Genomic DNA, 20,524 nt, shown 5'->3' with positions numbered 1-20,524 from the left:
TAGGTTGTATCCCTGGTGTTTAAAATTAATAAGGATTAAATGAATTCTATTACCTTTTATTTGTTAAGATAAGACAATAGATGAAATTATGAGTTTTATAACATTTTGCAATTTATTTGTTAAAAACCAGTTTTACTTATTGAGGAAAATATAAATTCAGTTTAAAATGCATATCATTTTCAAAAGAAGTATTTTACTTCTCAACGTTTTGTTCCTGGGCTGCTTTAAAGAAGAGGAAGTTACTAATTCACAACAAATTTCTTACGAATCTGAGATATATGGCTGTACCAGCCCTCTTTCAGACAATTACAACTCTGAGGCTACAGTGAATGATGGATCTTGCGCTCCTACGGATTGTTCTAAGTGTGATTTTTTTGTTTCGATTACAAATAAAAAATTCGGATTTGATGGGGAGGAGTTTGGCGTTAAACCAGGAGATATAATTTGCTTAGATGGTTCTCTGACCTATAAACGACCTGTTTTGTTTAAAAATATTATCGGTACCCCCGAAAACCCAGTATTAATAACAAACTGTAATGGAACGGCTGTGATTGACTTGCCAAATTTAACTTATAACATCGGTACTAAGAATTGTAAATACTTTAGAATTTCTGGTAGTGGGGACCCGACAGTCAAGTATGGAATAAAGCTATCAGGTGTAAGATCTAAGGGCTTAGATTTAAATTATTTATCATCAAATTTTGAAGTCGATCATTTAGAAATTTTCGACATAGGATTTACTGGTATAATGGCAAAAACTGATCCTAATTGCGATGATGAGACTATCAGAGGTAATTTTACCATGCGGGATGTCTCAATTCATGATAACTATATTCATGATGTGGGTGGGGAAGGCTTATATATTGGAAATTCTTTTTATGCTAATGGTGCTAAAAAAGAATGTGGTCAAAGATTACCCCATGACATAGTAAACATCAAAATTTATAAAAATGATGTTAGAAATACAGGTTGGGATGGAATTCAATTAGGTAGTGCAGTGCAAGGAGCAAAGATTTATAGCAATACAATAGAGAACTTTGGAGTTGAAAACAGAGCAAACCAAAGAAGTGGGATTCAAATTGGAGAAGGTACAGGTGGACTTTGTTTTAATAATATTATTAAAAACGGATCGGGAAATGGTATGACTGTTCTGGGGTATGGTGATAATATCATTTTTAATAACTTAATAGTAAATCCTAAATTAATTGGAGTTTTTGTAGACGAGAGATATTCGCCTGGTGAAGGGTTTAAACTTTTTAATAACACAATTGTAAATAGTGGTTTAGAAGGTATAAAAGTTTATGCTTGGAATCTGAAAAATGAAGTGAAAAATAATTTAGTAATAAATCCGGCGAATATTGACGCTGAGGGGAGCAATGCTTACATCGATTATGGATCTAATACGGAAACTGAAGCTAATTTTTTCGCAATGAAAATTGAAGAGCTGAATTTATTTAATATAAATAAAGATGATTACTCTTTAACAAGAGATTCCCCTGTTATAGATGAAGGAGTTGATTTAAGTAGTTATGGTATTGATATGGATATTTTGGGAAGAAAGAGGCCATCAGGAGCAGACTTCGATATAGGGGCATACGAATTTCAATAAACTATTTTCTTTCTACTATATCCCAAAATTGTTTTACTCTATGTGGCCAGGTATTATTTTTAGCGAATAGTATTCTTTCCTTTATTTTTGATGAAGAATCATTTATAATTTCACTGTCAATCATCTTAGAAAAATCTTGAGGAGAATTGGCAAGTGAAATTATTTCGCTAAAATGTTTAATATCTTCTGAAAATGAAGTTGAAACTACAGGAAGCCCCATGGCGAGGTATTCATTTATTTTAAGAGGATATATGCCTTTAGTTAGTTCATTACATTTAAAGGGTATAATTGTGCAACAGGAATATTTTAAAAAAGCAGGTATTTCTTGTAGCGGCTGAGGTTTTACAAATAGAATGTTATTGAAACAACTAAGTTCTTCTAATGTGCTTTTTGGTAATGATACAGGTCCTACAATCATTAAAATTTTATTGTCATGCTCAGATAATATAGTTTTAAGGATTTCAATATTGGTCCTGGTATCCAGATGTCCTATATAAGTTATAATTTGAGCCTCAATGTTTCTTAATTCTTGAGGCTTATCGTAATTTTTCTCAGAATCAAAGATTTCTAAATCCGCAGCATTTGGAAGGTAAAAAATATCCTTATTATATTTCTCATTAGTATTTTTTAACATGAGCGATGTTGCAAAATTTAAATGTGCCTTTTGCATCATATATGGCTCCAGCCAAACACCATGTTTCTTTACATAAGCTGATTCTGAAATATTGTCAACTGTATAATATATAGAAAGAGTTGGTTGTAGAAAGTCAGTATGATCAAAGAAAGGATTAAATATGTTGAGGTATATATAATTGGTAAAATCTATTTTTTTTAGGGTTCTTTTTAACTTGTTAAAGATTATTTTCTCATTTAATTGCTTTAAGTGTTTATACAGTTTCCCTTTGGGTAGAAAATTTATAGGTATTACAGGACTTGGATAATAGATGATTAAATCCTCACTCAAGAAGTTTAGTCTGCTTTTTATTAGAGTTCTTTTAACTAATGAAATACCTCCTTTACGGAAAGTCTGAAATAGAATATCTTTCCAGGTAATAGGTTTATCAATATATAGAACGCGGTTGTTTTTACTGAACTCTGAAGCTAGTGAGAAAGTGGTAGATGAATAATCTCCATCCCATTTAGACAGTGCTAAAATTATTATATTACTCTTTTTAATTTCCAATGATTAGGTGATCTGCTGATTAAAACTAAGTCTACAAACTTTCTTATGGCTTAATTCACATTTTCTAACGGCATTCCTATCATTTCCTCTACGACTAGTTTAGCGTTTTTATAATCCCTCTCCGCCTGAAGAATAGTTATTTTTCGTTGATTTAGATTATTAAAACTGGCAGTATATTTCTCATATGTCTCCTCACCTTGTTCAAAACTTTCTTCAACTATAGCATGATTGGTTTCTGCATTATCCATTGCTAGTCTTTGGATTTTGTAAACTTCTTCAAGTAATAAAAAATTGTTATATGCTTGTAGGACATTACGCCTAACTAATAGTTTAGCGGCATTTATTTCGTTTTGGGAAATGTCGATCAAAATCTTATTTTGCTTGTTCTCCAATGGGTTCATAAATAAATCCCCAAGTGGAAATGAAAGACTGAAATTATAGCGTGGAAAGAATTGAGACCTGTTTGTTAAATCTCTAGATTCATCGATATTAAATTCGTTTAGGTTACCAGAAACTCTGAAGTTGCTTAGCCATCGTCTTTTTGATAGTTTTAAATCTATCTGTGAGATGCGAAGATTCTCTTTAACTGACTGGTTATCAGGATGATTTAGCCATGCTAATTGAACTAATTTTTCTGATAATTCTATGTCTGCACTATTTTCAGGTAAAATAATTCTGTTGTAGTCTATAGTTTGCGCAAAAACACTAGAAGTTACAATTAGTAATACTGAAATGATTATTACTCTCATTTGATTCATCTTAAAGTCACGTTATCTCACAAAAATATTAAATCTATAAGCATTATTATTATTTAATTGAATAAATTATTGTTCATGTACTATTGTCTTATCCAGGTCCTTAAGTTTTATCATTAGAGCTAATGTAGCCATTACCAGAATATTAATTGGCTTTTGATAGAGTGCATCTTGCGTATAATGGGCTACAGATAATCCTAAGAAAGGAGCAATATAAACCATTGAATAAATCTTTAATTCTGGATCCTTGATACTAAAATAATTTCTGATTCCTTTTATAACAACAACTGTATTTAAGCTGATCACAATAAGTAATCCAATCCAACCCATTTCAAGCGCAGTCCTTAAGTACCCACTATCAGGGTCATAAGGTCCAGCTAATGGATGACTTCTGGAAAGCTTCATTCCTTCATTTCCTGCTGTGTTTAAGCCACCACCGATAGGGTGAGACTTCACGTAACTTTGAAGCCTAATTCGTTTAGCATCTCTTACATGCATAGAAGCGTCCTCTGAAAACTCAAACGTTGATCGCATTCTATTAATAGGGCCACTATAAAATGGGCCTACCATCAGTATAATAAAGATAGAAACCATCACGAAGCTTGCTATCAGTATTTTGATATTCTGTAAATTGGCAATTATAAATAAGACAATACTTATGAAGATCATCGCGTAAGCGGTTCTCGTACCAGAGAAAGACATTCCGAAGAACATAATTAAAGCAGCCGTAAGATAAATAACTTTCTTAGTATAGGGACCTGGTCCGATAGCAAGAAGCAATGATCCTGTACCGCAAAATGCCAAAAATAATCCATAGGCTGAAGGATCAGATAGAGTTGAGAAAATTCTGATATGGCCCCATATGTGATAGAGCTTAAATCTTAACGGGTCAGCTGTTAGCCATCTGTATTCAAAGTCTCGAAAACCCACATATTCCTGAAAAATACCATATAATGAAATAATTAGTCCTGCTGAAATCCATAGATTCGTGAAATTTTTAACACTTTCTTTATTGTTGAAAAAGTGTATAAAAATATAGAACAGCAAAAATAATATTAAAAACCTAGAGGCATCGAACCATGCTAGTATATTTACAGCGTTTGGATTTGCTATCTGCAGGAAAAAATAAGCGTAGAATACAAATTGCAGTATTACTATAGGTTCTGAAGTTTTCCATTGAAACCCTTCTTTTCTATTTGCTTTTATAACAAGAGATATAAGTGTTATTAAAATGATTAAATCATATACTATTCCATAGGGAAGTATAACACTTAAAAGTCTGCTAATTAATGAAAAAATGCAGCCATATAAAAAAACAAGATATATACCTGCTTTATAATTTATCAGTGTTAAGCTAACAAAAAATAGCGATAAGATTCCTAGAATAACTAAAGGAGCAATTATGTATGAAGTAAGGACCATTAAATAGGGCAATAAAATTGCAAATAATAGCATTATTGCCACTAAGATGGTTTTCTTTGCATTGATAGAATTCATTTCTCCTAATTAATAAAGCTAATTTTCAGGAATATGATAATGTATATGAGCACTACATAGCTAATGCATATAAATAAATTCAAATTCTTTGGGGCATTATTTTTCTTAGGGGGTTCTTTTTTTTTCATCCTACATAATTTAGTTAAGACTAATAATAGTTGAATCAGAGGTACTCATCAAATTTAACTTATTTAGCAAGGGTTTTAAAGGAATTGCACGAATTTAGTAATCAGGTACTCATTATATTTTAAAACATCTCAAGGCTAAAAGTTTTAATTAAGATCTTTTAAAGGATTTCGGGTAAAAAATATAAATTTATGTACAGTTAATAACGAATCAATTAAACCAGCAACTATAGATCAATTAGGTAATTATAATTTGAAGGGGTGACATAAAGAAGAAATTCTAGAAATTAAGCTTCTTTTATTTAGTATGCCCCTGTTGTATATACTTAGATAATAAATCTCTTAGAATTCAATAAAGTTACCTGCTAACCCAATAAATATCCTTTTACCTATGATTTAAAAAGTAGAACAAAAGATTATTTATATTTAAACATTAATATTTTTAGGGTCAATTTTATTTAATATAGCTCCTGTAAGTTTTTCATTTAAGGATTCTAAGAAATCAATAGATTCTTTATCCATTTGTTTGATAGATGATTCAGCAGAAAAAATCGGAATTATCTTATCTACATACCTCATTAATTCCTTTGAATCAGAATATTCATTTAATGAAGGTCCCTCAAGTAAAATATAATCAAAGTTATCTGCGAGGCCTGATATTAGGCTATTAAAGTCTTTATTATGGAATATCTCTTCCGGAGAGTCATGCCCTCCGGAATTACCAATTATAAAGATATTCTTATATTTTGTAGCGGTCACAAATTCGGCTTCATCTACTGAGTGATTTTCAATATCAGGGTTGTCTTCTTTGTTAAATATTTTTATCTCATCCGAGCCTTGTGATCTTTGGTCAATATATTTGAGGTTCTTTTTGGGAACTACCAACCAGTTTGTAAGTGAATTATTTTTAAAATTTGTATCAATAATCAGGACTCTTTTTTTGACCAGACTCAATACAAAAGCCAGAGAAAATGTGACAAAGGTTTTGCCTTCTCCTTCATTCGGGCTTGTAAGTAAGAATATTTTCCCTTTGGAATTTTCAATTTCAAATCTAATTTTTCTTAAAAAATGTTTAAATAATTCCAAATCCTTATTCTCATGCTTTTTTGCAAATAAAGAAGGGAAATTCAGCTTTTTAGTGTCAATCTTAATCAAAGTTCCTGCTAACGGTAATCCTACTTGTCTTTGGTACTGATCTACAGTTTTGATACTACTGTCCAAAACTTCAACTGCAATAATGGCAAAAACTGTAAATCCAAGACTTGCAATTGCAGCCAGAGCTATAATCAATATTCTTTTAGAGGGTTCAGGACTTGCGGGTGGAGAAGCTTTATAAACCTGCCTGATTGTACCTGAGGATGCCATTAGCTTATTTTGTGCTTCATTATATTTATTCACCGCTGATAAATATTCATCAGAAGCTACTTTTACATCTCTCTCTAAAGTATTTAGTATTGCTTCATTACTTGCATAGCCAGACATGGAACCCCTTAGCCTATAAATTTTTTCATTTACACTAGCTAATCTAGATTGCTGCACCTGAATATTAATTTGGGTATTTTTAATTTCTTCCTTGATTTCAGCGGTTGTCATTCCAGTGGCTTGTACAGAGTTACTACCTTTTTCCATCATGCTCAACTCCATCTTATATTGTTGCCTTAATAGGTTTAATGAATCAAGAAGATTAGCATTATTAGTACCATTACTTATAAAGCGCTCATTAAGAATATCAATCTTCTTTTTTAAATCTATTATTCTTTGATTCGAAGTAGAGCCTCTATCACTTCCTCCGGTTTTGTCTGCTAAACTGGACTTCAAGCTTTCTAATTTTAACCTTAAACCATATATTTCATTATTTATTTCGTCTCTCTGGCCTTCTAAAGCATAAACCTGACTTAATTGGGTTTCACCTTGAGGCTGATTTGAAACCAGATTATTACTTGACTTAAAAGTTTGTAATGCTTCCGTTTTATCATCAAGTTCTTCTTTTTTGCGCTTTACTAATTCTTGAATAAATGTGACTGACTCACTAGATGACTCTTTCTTAGAAGAAACGTAGTAGCGGAGTAGTTCTTCGCAGTATACATTTACTGCGTTTGCAGAAAACTCAGGGTCTTCTGATATAAATGAGACATTGATATAGTCGGTATTAGGAATCCTTTTAATTTCAAATCCTTCATTAAATCTCGCAAATGTTAAATTAAGTTCTTTTAATATATTAATTACCAGCTGTGCATTCTCTTCATTAATATTCAGAGTTTTTTGCTCTATTAACTTATTACTTAATATGTTTTGTGCTAAATCTATCTGTTGATCTGTAAATGACTCCAATTCATTAGTTTCATTTTTGCTTATATTTTGGAGTTTATTAACTGCTAATCTATAGGTTACCATGTTGAAAACAGTGCCTGAATTCATGGTAGCCAGTAAATTACTGAATTTAACGTCAGCTTCTCTTAAGTTAAACTTTTCGTCTGTTATACTTACCCCCTCATTCGTTGTAAATCCGGTAGCTATTTGTGTACTAGCTTTATAAACCGGCTTTAACCTCTGGGTAAAGATAAATGCTGCAATAATGGAAATACTAGGAACTAAAATTATAATCCATTTTTTTCTCCACAATACTCTTAAAAGGTATAGAATGTCCATTATTTTATAGTTTTATTTTAATTCAATTTTTATTAGCACAACAATAAGAATGCACTGTAGTTTTGCAAAACTACGGTGAATTCTTATAATTCAAACATTATTTTTTTATAAGCAGAGGTCCTACACTATTAATCAGGTTATGTTAAATTTTTACTATCTGCAATTTTAAACTCAATTCTAAGTGCTTTTTGATGGCTAACACTAAACTTTATATCAATAGTATTTGTAATTATTTCTTATTAAATTTTGAGTTATTTACTGATTTGAGTAAGTGATTTTCCTCTTTTTTAGCTTGATTTCTACCTTCTCATAGGCAAATAATATTACATATATCAATATGATAAATAGTAGTGGAATCACTATGCTAAATGTATAATCCTTTGCCTCATTATAAATCAAATTTAAAATTATATTTCCAATAGTGAAGGCACTTAAAGAATTACGCCCAAAAACAAGTAAGTGATTAGTCCATGGTTTTAATTTTATTCCCAGAGGTATTAATGTGGAGAATATTAAAATTAAAATTATAGCTAGACTAAGAGATACCAAATAATATAATGGATGATTGTTATTTCTATAGTTGTTAGAAAAGTAGTTCTCTATAAAATCATTAAAGGGAATTGAAAATAAGTATAAGCAAATTCCTGACATTATAACTAATAAAAGTAGCATGTTCATCTTTGGGAATTTCCATCTGTTATTAAAATCAATAAAAGTTGCTGATAGCATACCTAATGAAACTATTGAAAGAGCATGTATAACGCTAGGCCCCCCACTGTTGCCTACTCCAAATATAAATGAGGTAAAATTGTTGATATTACCATTAGCCACTTCTATTTGAGAAGTAATAGGGTAGAATATCCAGAATGAGAAACATAATATTATAAGTGACCAAATACCGTAATTCCTCCTTAAAAGTAACATTGGAATTGCTAGTAGAATAAGGACACAATAAATTTTCAATATATTGCCATAGTGATTGTTTACCACGAAAATCGAAGAGCCTAAAAGTCCTTTTACTGTCATGTAACCACCAATAAGCCCAGCTAATGAAGTAAGCATAAATCCTAGATAACATTGGAAGCTTCTTTTAATCAACTGGGGGCGAATTGAGGATAATCCTTTTACTTTTAATCTTTTGAGATAAACCAATTCTAACATCATGCCAAATAAGAAAAGGAAAGTGGGTGTGGCAGAACTAGTAAAAAGCTTAATAATAGCGTATTGCTCAAAAGGGTATTTAGACCATATGTTAAAATCGTTAAGAGAGTGATCGAAAAGCGCTAAAAAAATGGCATAACTTCTTGCAAAATCAACAAAATATACTCTTTCCTTCATTATATCTTTTATTACAATTTATTGTAAATATACAAATAAATGTTTTTTTTATTTTATTGGGTAAACCTTTTCGATAAATTGATTTTTATCTAATTAGAATAGTTTGTTAGGAGGTTTGTTTTAGAGCTTTTATTTCATACCACAATATCTTACAAATATTATTATTTATAAAAACTAAAACTGACCTGAAAGCTCACGCCATCAGCTGAATTTTGGTTACCAATGGTTACTCCATCATATTGAACCCTTTCCATATTAATACCCGCATTTTGTATTTCTGTGGCAATGAATGAAGCAATTTGTGAAGCTGTCACTACCATTTTTTCAGTGCTCATAATCTCTAACACATTTACTTTAATAGCCAAATTGAGGTTGGGATTTTGCGAAAGTTTATTGATTAAAAAATAAATGATTTCTGCTGCAATTGCATTTTCATTGATAGAGGCATCATTTTGTACTTGGATAAATGGCAATTCCTTTATTTCCAAACTTTCTTTAAGCTCAGTTTGGGTAAGGTAATTTCGTTTGGCAATAGTATTAGCATCTGCTACAGGCAATACTGTGTTTTGAATAGTCTTTGGTTGCAGCATTTTTACCTCGTAAATGTCCGCCAGCTCACCTTCCCGGTTACTGCTAAAATATGCTAATGTGTCTCCATACTGACTATAATAAGCATCAAAAGCTTCTGAGTTTATTTTATCACCTAAGTTTTTTGGTTTGCTCCACACATTCCAGCTGTTGTAAAGCCTTTCTGATGAAAAAATATCCATATCACCAAAGCCTCCATGTCCTTTACTGGCAAAATATAAGGTTTTTTTATCTTTGGAGAGAAAGGGAGAAATTTCTGATTGTGCAGTATTAATAGTAGAACCCAGGTTGACTGGTTTTTTCCAGTTACCTCTTTCATCCTTAACAGAGACATATAAATCCTCCTCACCGTTGGTGCTTTCACCACTCATGGAAAGTAAAATAACCTCGTAGTCTGGAGACACATACAGCCCCTGGTACCCGTTTTTGGCAATTCCTTCTATAGAAATCAATTCAGGGTTAGTCCAATTTCCGAAAACCTCCTTTACAAATTGAATACCTCTATCAGGATTTTTAGGGTTGTTAAGATATAAAATCCGTTCATGATTTCTATCTGAAATACCCACTATAAAATTATTTCTCTTGTCGTTCCATTTTCCAACATCATTTGTTGAAGTTGACCACCCGGAATCTGCTTTTCTGGTGCTAAGCCAAATATCTGATCCACTATAAAGTCCTCCTTCATTTTTTTCGTAAAACACTCTTGAAAAAAATAAGCTGTCACCACTGTTACTTAAAAGAGGCATAATTTCTTCTGCTTCTGAATTTACTTCTTCAGAAACCCTTTTAACAGACTCTATCACTGTTTGTGCTTTCAATGGCACTGTAACGTTGAAGAAAAAAAGCCCAATTAATAATAGTAAGTCCTTTACCATGTAAAAGGTGTGCTTGCGTTTTGATTATTGAATAAATAGCTTAAACTTACCTCGTGTACACCATTCGAAAACTCGCTAATGTAGCCAGTATAGTAGTCATACGAATAATTTAAGAATATATTGCCAGGAATATTAAGACCTATCAGTCCAGACCATTTTAAGTCATTCTGCATTCCAGCACCTACATACATTAGTTCCTTATACTTAAATCGAATAGTACCTTTAAACTGGGTACCGTAATCAGTAAGGTAATTGACTTCTGCATTAGGTAAAATAGAATAATCAGGATTAAATTTCCATTTATAGCCTGCCAGTACACTGTAAGATTCCCCGTCCTTTAAGTACTCAAGTGTATTATTTTTGTTTAATTCTGTTATAAACAATGATTTTGCTGTAAAAGTAAAGAAAAATTGTTTGCTGTAAAGAGCTGTTCCAATATCCAGCTGCAGATTAGTTTGTTTGCCTTCAGAGGAATTAATTATTTGTTGATAAAAATCATCATTGATTTCATCCCTAACCGAAAGGTTGTTAAAACCAATCATGTTTTGCTGGAATTTTAGGCTAGTGCCTAAACTCAGGTTAAGTTGCTCTGAGATGGGTAAATGATATGCATAAAAACCTTTAATCTCTTTTCTGTCAAGCGGGCCTAAAATAATAGCATTTAATTGTAAACCAACACCCTGCTTTCTTCTGGCTATTTTTGAATTATAGATTTCCCTGGCTTTATCAGGGTTACTGATTTTAAATCCTGAATTGTCAGATTCACCGCCAACACTGTTTTTTATAGGATAGAATGCACCCACTTGATAATACCCGGACTCAGAACCATACCCATTAAGTGCCTGCCTGTACATTAAATCTATAGATAGGTTTTCTTGAACCCCCGAAAGTGCGGGATGCTGCCACTCTACAGCATGAAAAATTTGAGTGCGAGATAATATGTCCTGTGCCTGTGTTTTCCAGCTTACCAGGATGACCAATAAAAGAAGTATTTCTTTTTTCATTTTAATTTCATTTGTTTGTCTCAGATAAACTGAAGAGAGCTATTACTTACAGGGATTTTATTTAAGTATGGTAACAGAGCCTTCATACTTTCTTCTTCCATTATTTAAATTAATTAAGTAGAAGTATACTCCTCCTGCAAGCTCTTCACCCTTATACGTTCCGTTCCATTCACAATCCGTTGTATTACAGGAGAATACCTCTAGTCCTGATGAATTATAAATAGCAATATTTACCTGCTCAAACTGATCAAGGTTAACAAAATCCCATGTGTCATTTACCCCATTTCCATCTGGAGTAAAAGCATTTACTATGTCTAGCTCGGGTAAAATATTCGTGATTTGAATCTGCCTGAAGACTGGTTCGCTCAGGGCTGAGCCGTCCGAAACTGACATGCTTATGCTTTTTAGACGGGTATCATTGGTTAAGGCATTAATGTTTTCATAGGTTATTTCTCTCAAAGCCGTTTCATAGGCAGATTTGGTAGCTTCCCCAGCTAATACGAAAATTCCAGTTGAGACATCAAAACTACTACTAAAGCTGGGGTTGTTTTGGTTAGAAATATTAATCCTGTCCTCTTCAGGATTATAATTATCAACAATTTCGATAAATGCACTATCAATAATCTGGTCATCAACATCTGAAACTGTAATAGTTTCTGTTAAGTTAATTGTACCTGAGCCTTGAATATATTCGATAATGCCCGTTTCAATATTTGAAAGAGTAGGTTTATCATTAACGGAATCTATTTTCACTAAAATATTTGCTGTTTCTGAATAATTAAAACCATCATAGGCCGCCCATTGCAAAGTGACATCTCCAAAAAAGTTAGTAGGAGGAATGTATTGAATTGAGGTGGAAGAATTAATAGCTATCTCTTCTCCAGAGCTTATATTTTGCCCGTTATTTTGAATAGATCCTCTTGTCCAGCTAATTGTAATGGCTTCAAGAGGATCACCATTAGGATCAGTGTAGGCATTTTGAAACTCAGATATGTTGATTGAGTAAGGGATATCTTCTTTCATTGAAATGCTAAAATTCTGAATTGAGGGCTTTATATTGATTTGAAGTTGATATTCCTGTTCTGAAAACAAACCTTGAGAATCTGTAATCCTTAAGATTATTTCCTCATTATCAGCAGATAAAGGAACGTTTCCTTGTAGTAAAGCTGAACCGTCTCCATCATCCGTTAATGTTAACCATTCAGGACCCACTAGCATTTCTATGGTTAGTTCATCGTCTGGGTCAGCATCTCTTCCTGTAATTTGATATGTATAGGTGGTTTCAGGCTGAATTTTTTCTTTCGGTTGTGAAGTAAATACTGGAGCATCATTAACAGGTAAAACTTCTACCTGAAACGTTTCTTCGTAGAAATTAATATCTGCGGGGCCGCTGTCTTCCAGCCTCACAGTTACTGTAGCTATGCCAAAAGAGTCAGGCCTAATTTGATAAGTAAGTTCTCCTGTGGTATTAGGAGAAGAGTAGTGAACATTTAAATTTTCGAAAAGGCCGGGAAAGTTAGTACTAACACTTATGCTAATTGTCTGATTGCTCTCCCCTCCTGCGCTTATGCCTGTTAGGGGTATAGTTATTTGTTCCATTGCGTCTTCATTGACAGTGGCAGGATCAGGGATAGGGTCTATAGTAGGAGGTAAGTTTTCATTTCTAACGGTAATCTGATACCTCTGCTTATCTGAAGCGCCAGCTAAATCTTTGGCCAGAATTTCAACAGTAAAAGGTCCTTCATTTACTTCATTTGCAGTTGGTGTACCACTTAAAGTGGCTTCTCCATCAAAATTAAGCCATTCCGGCTTTTCAACAATGCTTATAGTCACCTCATCATTCTTATCCACATCTAAGGTAGTGATTGTATAAGTATACAGTGAATTTTGAATGGCAGCTAACGGAGGTTCTGAGGTGATAACAGGTGCGTCATTTACATTTTGAACTGTAATAGTAAAGCTTTGAGTGCTTGTCAGTCCCAGAAAATCCTCGGCTTCCAACACAATTGTGTGGTTGCCTACATCAGAATTAGTAGGTGTGCCACGGAGTCGTCCTCCTGTAGGGGTAGGGGTTAAAGTGAGCCAGCCAGGTATTACTATTCCGTTTAAATTAATATCGTCATCATCAGCATCATTCACAGTAATTGTATAAGAATATTGCTGATCCTCCGTAGCACTGGTTACTGGAGTTGATGTAAATTGTGGTGCTGAATTGGGAAAATCAATTTCTATAGCATATGATTGAGTGGCACTTGCTCCACGGTTGTCTTGTACTCTGAGTTCTACGTTTTGTGGTTGTCCTCTGCTATCATTTCCTGGTGCGCCCTGTAGACGGCCTCTGCCATTACCCTGATTTGTAAAATTCAGCCATACTGGCTTGCTTATAACAGATAAAGTCAGTTGATCATTCTCATCAATATCGTTAGTTGTAATGTTATAAGTGTATTGCGCATTTAAGGTGGCGCTGGTATTAGGGCTACTAGTAAAAGTAGGAGGGTCATTGACATCTATTACATTGATATCGAAAAATTGATTTGCAGAATTATTATTGTTATCCTGAACGCGTAAAGAAATGCCGACAAGCCCTGTATTATTATTTCCCGGAGTACCTCTTAGGGTAGCTCTGCCATTACCAGTAGCGGTAAGGCTTAACCAGGGAGGTAACGAAATATTACTGGTGATAGTTAATTGATCTCCTTGATCAGCATCATTAGCTATGATTTCATATATATAAAGCTCTCCCTGGTTCACTTCAGTCACAGGAGTACTTGTAAATGTTGGCGCATCCTGTACCGGTGCTACAATTATATCAAAAGATTCAGTAATAAAGAGACCATTGCTGTCAGTACATTTTATTGTTATGCTAGTATTGCCGTTTGCATTAGGTTTTAAACTAACATTTAATGTAGCATTAGTCAAAGTAAAGGTATTGAAAAGAGCAGAATTGGTATTTGAAACTAACTCAAAGGTTAATTGATTATTATTGTCTTCTGCATCGCTGATGTAATTCAATAAATTAATTTGAAAGGGAGGAGCATCTTCATTTTTATTGAAATCAGGAATCCCGGAACTTTGAGGTGCGCTATTTATAGTGAGTACTGCAGAGTTGCTTCCAATATAGTTGTTGCTGGTAATAATAGCTTCAACATTATAGGTGCCTGCTGCTGATGGAACTTGAGTGCTTCCATTATAAGTTACTGAAACAGGTAGGCCTGCAGGAATAGTGTTTATTGTTACAGGTCTTGGGCTACCATTGAAATTCTGCAGAAGATTAGAAATTGTTACGCTTGCAGTTGCTTTGTTAATGGTAAGCATCCCATTAACAAAATTGAAACTGTAATTATTATCAGTTCCACCTGATAATGTAATAGGATAAGTGCCAACATTACTCGCAGAATTTGCAGAGGTTGAAATATTGGGTGCTACATCTATGCCTACAAAAGTATCGCCATTAACAAATCCGGAATAAGAAAATGTTAAAGCTGGAATAGCACTACCATAAGTTATAATTTTATTGTCTGCTGCAACATTTAAGACAGCTTTATTCACTGTAAATGTCTGGTCAACAGATGGAGCAGCATTATAATTTTCATTTCCAGGTTGATTAGCTCTTACAGTAATATTTCCGCTTCCTGTAATTGTTAAAGTATTTCCAGAGAGGGTAGCGTTACCTGAAACTATAGAAAATGTTACAGGGAGTCCGCTATTTGCAGTAGCTGTTAAAGAAAATGCCGGGTCTCCGTATGTTTTATTGTTGATAGGATCAAAAGTAATTGTCTGATTTACTTTATTAATAGTTAAAGAACCATTCACATAGTTGAAAGAATAGTTTTCATCTACTCCTCCTGAAACAGTAATTAGGTAGCTTCCTGCAGGGCTGGAAGAAGTAGCAGTTGTACTTGCAGTGGGTGCAGTTCCAAGAACTGAAGCATTTTGATTGTTAACAAATCCTGAATAACTGAGAGTGAGTGGTGGAATGGTGTTTCCGAAAGTAATCGTTTTATTATCAGGAGTAACAGTTAAGATGGCCTTATTAACGACAAGTGTCCCATTTACTAAATTTATTTCATAATTATTGTCAATCCCGCCAGACAAAGTAATAGGGTACGATCCTGCATTACTTGAACTATTGGCTGAAGAGCTTATCGTAGGTTGAATATCTAAAACCGCTGCCGTTTCACTATTTGCAAAACCAGAATAAGCGATAGTAAAACTCGGGATAGGGGATCCATAAGTAGTGCTTTTGTCTTCGGCTGTGGCAATAAGAGAAGCCTTCCCCACTGTAAAAGTTCTTGTAACCGGCTCTGCTGCTTCATAATTTTCGTTTCCACTTTGTCTGGCTTCAACTGTAATATCTCCTGCGCCTAAAATGGTAAGAGTATTTCCACTAATACTTGCACTTCCTGATATCACTGAGAATGATATAGGTAATCCACTACTGGAACCAGCTGATAAGTCAAAAGCAGGATCACCATATGTTTTATTTGCGGGAGCATCAAATGTGATAGATTGTGGTGCCTTATTAATGGTTAAGTTCGCACCTACATAATTAAAAGTATAGTTTTCATCTGAGCCCCCTGTAATGGTAATAGGATATACGCCTGTACTGCTAGTAGAGTTTGCAGTTGTGCTTGCAGTAGGAATTACATCCAAATCAGAAGGATCATCTCCATTTACAAATCCTGAGTAGGTAAAAGTAAGTTCAGGAATTGTTTCTCCATAAGTGATCGTTTGAGGGTCGGCTGTTACAGTAAGTTCGGCAGGAGCAACTGTCAGAGTAAATTCCTGAAAGGCTTTATTTCCGGGGTTAAGTGCAGAGTAAGCTTCCAGAACTATGTCAAAAGAGCCTGTTTCTAAAGGTGCTCCACTGAGTACGTCAAGAAAACTGTTAAAGCTAACACCCTGAGGTAGAATGCCAGTTTGTTCAATGATAGGTGGGAAAAACGTACCACTCGTTTCAATTTCATATAAATATTCAATACCATAAGTGGCTTCTTCCACTGGGTCACTATCGAAAACCGGTTGTGCTAATAAATAGAAGCTTTGAAAGAAAATAAAACCCATTAACCCGGCTTTCTTTAAGATGGAAATTGTACTTTTAAAGGAACTATGTACTAACATCATTTTTACAACTTATAATCAAGTGGAAAATTACAAAATGTTACTTGTAATATATTAAATTGCAGTGATTTATCGATCAAAATATTACATTATCCTGCAAGAAGTTGTTTTATATACGATCAAAATATAAAATGAGGATATATAACAATAGACTTAAATAACGAGATTTAGTACATTTGTTTGCAGAAATAGTTAAAATTATAATTCATGGAGTTTATTTTTTGGATGTCAATTGTGGTAATAACTTACACTTATGTAGGTTACCCTATTCTACTTTTTGTGTTAGTAAAATTACATCGTTTTTTTAGGGGGCAGGAAACTTTATATTATGATTATAATGAAGTGCCTGAAGTAAGTTTGATTATTGCTTGCTACAATGAGGCGGAGTTTCTGGGAGATAAAATTTCCAATACTTTGGCTTTGGATTATCCAGCGGACAAGTTGAAAATTTGTTTTGTTACTGATGGCACAACTGACGGTAGTGAGAGGCTAATAGCGCAGAATGAGAGACTCACTCTTTTTCATTCCGAGGAAAGAAAAGGTAAAAATGCTGCCATCAATAGAATCCTCCCTATGATAAACTCACCAATTCTCGTGTTTTGCGATGCTAATACTTTTCTTAATAAGGAGGCTATATTCAATATTGCACGACATTATAAAGATTCTAATGTGGGAGCAGTTGCTGGGGAGAAAAGGGTGGAGTCAGCAGGTTTGTCTGATAAAGCTGGAGCCGGAGAAGGAGCTTATTGGAAGTATGAGTCTGCATTAAAAAAGTGGGATGCAGAGCTTAAGACTGTTGTAGGGGCAGCCGGGGAATTGTTCTCAGTAAGAAGAGAACTTATGCAACCTGTGCCTGATGGTATTTTGATTGAAGACTTTTATGTGTCAATGAAAATTGCCCAGGAGGGATATAAAGTGGTTTATGAACCTCAATCATATGCTATTGAAACTGGATCAGCCTCTATATCAGAGGAGAGGAAGCGTAAAGTACGTATTTCGGCAGGTGGTTTACAGGCGGTATGGCTTTTTAAGCCGCTTTTAAATGTTTTTAAGTATGGTTGGCTTAGCTTTCAGTATGTATCGCACAGAATGCTCCGCTGGACCTTAGCTCCTTTAGGATTGTTAACTGCATTACTATCAAATATTTTTCTTGCGATTAATTTACAAGGAATATACGTTTATTTATTATTAGCTCAGCTGGCTTTTTATGCTTTAGCTGCTGTTGGAAAGCTAACAGAGAAGATGGAAAAATCACCTAAAATCTTCTTTATTCCCTTTTACTTTGTGTTTATGAATGTTTCAGTATTTCAGGGCTTCTTTCGTTTAGTAAGAGGAAAGCAATCAGCAGTTTGGGAAAAAGCCAGGAGAGCAAAGGCTGCATAAAATCAAAACATCAGATTTTCACTCCTAAAATGAGGATATCATCTGTTTGGGCCTTGTTGCCCCTCCAAATCTGAAATTGCTGCTCCAGCTTATTTTCCTGCTCTTCAGCAGATAGATGATGAAGAGAAAGTAAAAGCTTATAGAAATTGGGCTTCATGAATTTCTTATCGTGTGGTCCCCCAAACTGATCCTGGAAACCATCTGTGCTTAAATAAATACTACTCCCTTTTTCCAAAGGAATTTGCTTCTTTGTAAAAGTTTTATTCTGTTCCTGGGAGCTTCCTACTGAATAACGATCAGGCTTCACTGTAGTCGCTTTTCCGCCAGCTACAATAAATAGAGGAATTTTAGCACCTGTATATTCTATTATCCCTTTTTTTTGATCAATAAATATAAGTCCAATGTCCAGTCCGTCAGTATTATGACTTCCTAATTGATGCTGATGTAAATTTTGTTGAATTTTTTGGTCGAGTAAAGAAACTACCAGGTCAGGGGAGGAAATACCTGTTTCAAGTATTATTTGATTCAGCAGACTATTTGCTAATACTGTCATAAATGCACCAGGTACACCATGCCCTGTACAATCCACTACTGCCAATGCAACCTTGTCCAAAATTTTGGCATTCCAAAAGAAATCCCCACTTACAATGTCTTTAGGTCTGTAGTAAATGAATGATTTGGGAAAATCTGCTTTAAGGAGTTGGGTGGAGGGAAGTAAAGATTCCTGAATTTGTCGAGCGTAGATAATGCTATCAGTTATCTGCTTATTTTTCTCTTCAAGAATAGCTCCTTTTTCACTCAACTGTTCTTTTTGTGATTCTATTTCAGCTTTTTGTAATTGTATGGCCTCATTTTGAAACTGGAGAGCTTTGTTAGTTCTGTTCTTTAATTTATTTCTACTGTAAAGTATAATAATCAGGATCAGAAGAAGTAAAGAACCAATTCCTAGTGCAATTAGAAAGAATTTCCTTTGTTCTGATTGAAGTTGCCTAATATCATTTTCTTTCCTCAAGAGGTCAATCTCCTTTTCTTTCTTTTCAATATTATAAAGTGTTTCTATTTCAGCAATGGATTTAATATTTTCTTCTCGGTATTTTTTCTCTGACTCTAACATATAAAGTCTCATATAAACCAATGCATTGTCTTTATCGCCTACTTTATCATAATATTTAGCTAATTTTTGATAACTATCTTTTAATATACCTTTTGAATTGATTCTTTGAGAGATTGCGAGACTATTTTTTAATTCTGAAATGGCTTTCTGATACAGTAATTTATCAATAAAAAAATCGCCTAGTTCAAGGCCAATCCGTGCCAGAAGTTCCGGCATAGCTTGTTGCTCAGCTAAATCTTGAGCTGCCAGTAGGAATTCGATTGTTCTTAAAGAATCTTCCTGTTGCCTGTATACTTTAGCTACATCAAAGTAGGAATAAGCCAAACCTACAGAATCCCCGGCTGTTGAATCAATTTCCATAGCTTTCTGGAAATGATATAATGCTGAATCATTCTTATTTAAGGATAAATAATAGTTGCCAATATTACTGTAGGTGGTAGCAAGGTTATAAGATTCCCCATTTTTACGGGCCAGTTTCAAGGCATTAAAGAAATACTCACTTGCTTTTTCATTAGTGCCTAAACCCTGGTAAATGATCCCCATTGTATTGAGAATGATTTCTTTTCCATTTTCAATCTCGAGCTGCTCTTTTATTCGCAAAGATTGCACACAATATTGAATTGCCTGGTTGTAGTTTTCCATATAAGTATATATGTCGCAAATAAGGGCTAAAATATTAGCCTGTTGAGGTAAATCTTCAGTTGCGTAATACTTATCTAGCGCAATTTTAGCAAAGTTCAGAGAAGACCTATACTTGTCTTTGTAGAAATAGACATTGGCTAAAGAGGCTGATGCTTCTGCCTGACCTGCTACGTTGCCTTGTTTACTGAATATTTCAAAAGCTTTTAAAAAATTAGCTTCAGTTTTGTCATAGTGGTCATTCAGATAATGATACTCTCCAGTAAAAAAACTGCCCCACGCATATGACACACTGAGGGTGTCATCTGAAATTCTAATGAGTTCATTAGCAAACTTCAGCATATTTTCCTCATTCTTATTTCTGTTGGCCAGACAGCTATCTACAAGTATATTAACTCTCTCTTGCGTGGTTTCCATTGTTTGGAGCAACACCTGCAAGCTATCTTGTTGCAAGCCATAAAGATTATTTATCGCGAGGGAAAGTTGAGCTATTATTATATATCCTATCCAATTTTTCATATGAGATATCTATCAAAAATAAGCAACATTAATTTTAACCAGAAATATAAAGAACATAATTCGCTGATGTGAAGAGAATAATTAATGTTGTGAGCAGCTATTATTTTATTTAAGTTTAATGAGCG

11 protein-coding genes are annotated in these 20,524 nt (G+C 33.9%); 2 read left to right on the top strand and 9 right to left on the bottom strand.

Features of this window, described 5'->3' with window-relative positions:
* Nucleotides 1-166: 166 nt before the first annotated feature.
* A complete protein-coding gene (locus IEV85_RS14830; protein ID WP_188464752.1) occupies nucleotides 167-1,609 on the top strand; it encodes a right-handed parallel beta-helix repeat-containing protein in 1,443 nt (480 codons plus the stop codon).
* Nucleotide 1,610: 1 nt separating this feature from the next.
* Here the strand turns inward: IEV85_RS14830 and IEV85_RS14825 are convergent, their stop codons facing one another.
* From IEV85_RS14825 to IEV85_RS14790, 8 genes are all read right to left on the bottom strand, one after another.
* A complete protein-coding gene (locus IEV85_RS14825; RefSeq protein ID WP_188464750.1) occupies nucleotides 1,611-2,792 on the bottom strand; it encodes a glycosyltransferase in 1,182 nt (393 codons plus the stop codon).
* A gap of 50 nt (nucleotides 2,793-2,842) precedes the next feature.
* Nucleotides 2,843-3,541 carry a TolC family protein gene (locus IEV85_RS14820; protein WP_188464748.1) on the bottom strand — a complete coding sequence of 233 codons (699 nt, stop codon included), beginning with the start codon at nucleotides 3,539-3,541 and terminating at the stop codon, nucleotides 2,843-2,845.
* Between the two features lie 75 nt (nucleotides 3,542-3,616).
* Nucleotides 3,617-5,044, bottom strand: a complete 1,428-nt coding sequence (locus IEV85_RS14815; protein ID WP_188464746.1) for an O-antigen ligase family protein — start codon at nucleotides 5,042-5,044, stop codon at nucleotides 3,617-3,619.
* A 551-nt stretch (nucleotides 5,045-5,595) separates the two neighbouring features.
* Entirely contained in the window at nucleotides 5,596-7,818 is a 2,223-nt protein-coding gene (locus IEV85_RS14810) for an exopolysaccharide transport family protein (protein WP_188464744.1), read from the bottom strand.
* 255 nt (nucleotides 7,819-8,073) lie between these two features.
* Complete coding sequence (gene opgC / locus IEV85_RS14805) at nucleotides 8,074-9,156, bottom strand: OpgC domain-containing protein (RefSeq protein WP_188464742.1); 1,083 nt, start codon at nucleotides 9,154-9,156, stop codon at nucleotides 8,074-8,076.
* Between the two features lie 161 nt (nucleotides 9,157-9,317).
* Entirely contained in the window at nucleotides 9,318-10,619 is a 1,302-nt protein-coding gene (locus IEV85_RS14800; protein WP_188464740.1) for a PD40 domain-containing protein, read from the bottom strand.
* Nucleotides 10,613-11,623 (bottom strand): PorP/SprF family type IX secretion system membrane protein, encoded by a 1,011-nt coding sequence (locus tag IEV85_RS14795; RefSeq protein ID WP_188464738.1) that lies wholly within the window; start codon nucleotides 11,621-11,623, stop codon nucleotides 10,613-10,615. The genes IEV85_RS14800 and IEV85_RS14795 overlap by 7 nt, the downstream gene beginning before the upstream one ends.
* Before the next feature lie 57 nt (nucleotides 11,624-11,680).
* The gene (locus IEV85_RS14790) at nucleotides 11,681-16,747 is read right to left on the bottom strand and encodes an MBG domain-containing protein (RefSeq protein ID WP_188464736.1); all 5,067 of its coding nucleotides are present in this window, start codon (nucleotides 16,745-16,747) and stop codon (nucleotides 11,681-11,683) included.
* Between the two features lie 204 nt (nucleotides 16,748-16,951).
* Here IEV85_RS14790 and IEV85_RS14785 point away from each other — a divergent pair, with 204 nt between their 5' ends.
* On the top strand, nucleotides 16,952-18,127 hold the full coding sequence (locus IEV85_RS14785) for a glycosyltransferase family 2 protein (RefSeq protein ID WP_188464734.1): 1,176 nt from the start codon (nucleotides 16,952-16,954) through the stop codon (nucleotides 18,125-18,127).
* Nucleotides 18,128-18,137: 10 nt separating this feature from the next.
* Here IEV85_RS14785 and IEV85_RS14780 read toward each other — a convergent pair whose 3' ends face one another.
* Nucleotides 18,138-20,399: a tetratricopeptide repeat protein gene (locus IEV85_RS14780; RefSeq protein ID WP_188464732.1), complete on the bottom strand. Its 2,262-nt coding sequence runs from the start codon at nucleotides 20,397-20,399 to the stop codon at nucleotides 18,138-18,140.
* Nucleotides 20,400-20,524: the final 125 nt, after the last annotated feature.

Source organism: Marivirga lumbricoides (assembly GCF_014636295.1).
Lineage (GTDB): Bacteria > Bacteroidota > Bacteroidia > Cytophagales > Cyclobacteriaceae > Marivirga > Marivirga lumbricoides.
The sequence above is the reverse complement of the archived record's forward strand: the minus strand, read 5'-3'. Positions and strand labels throughout refer to the sequence as shown.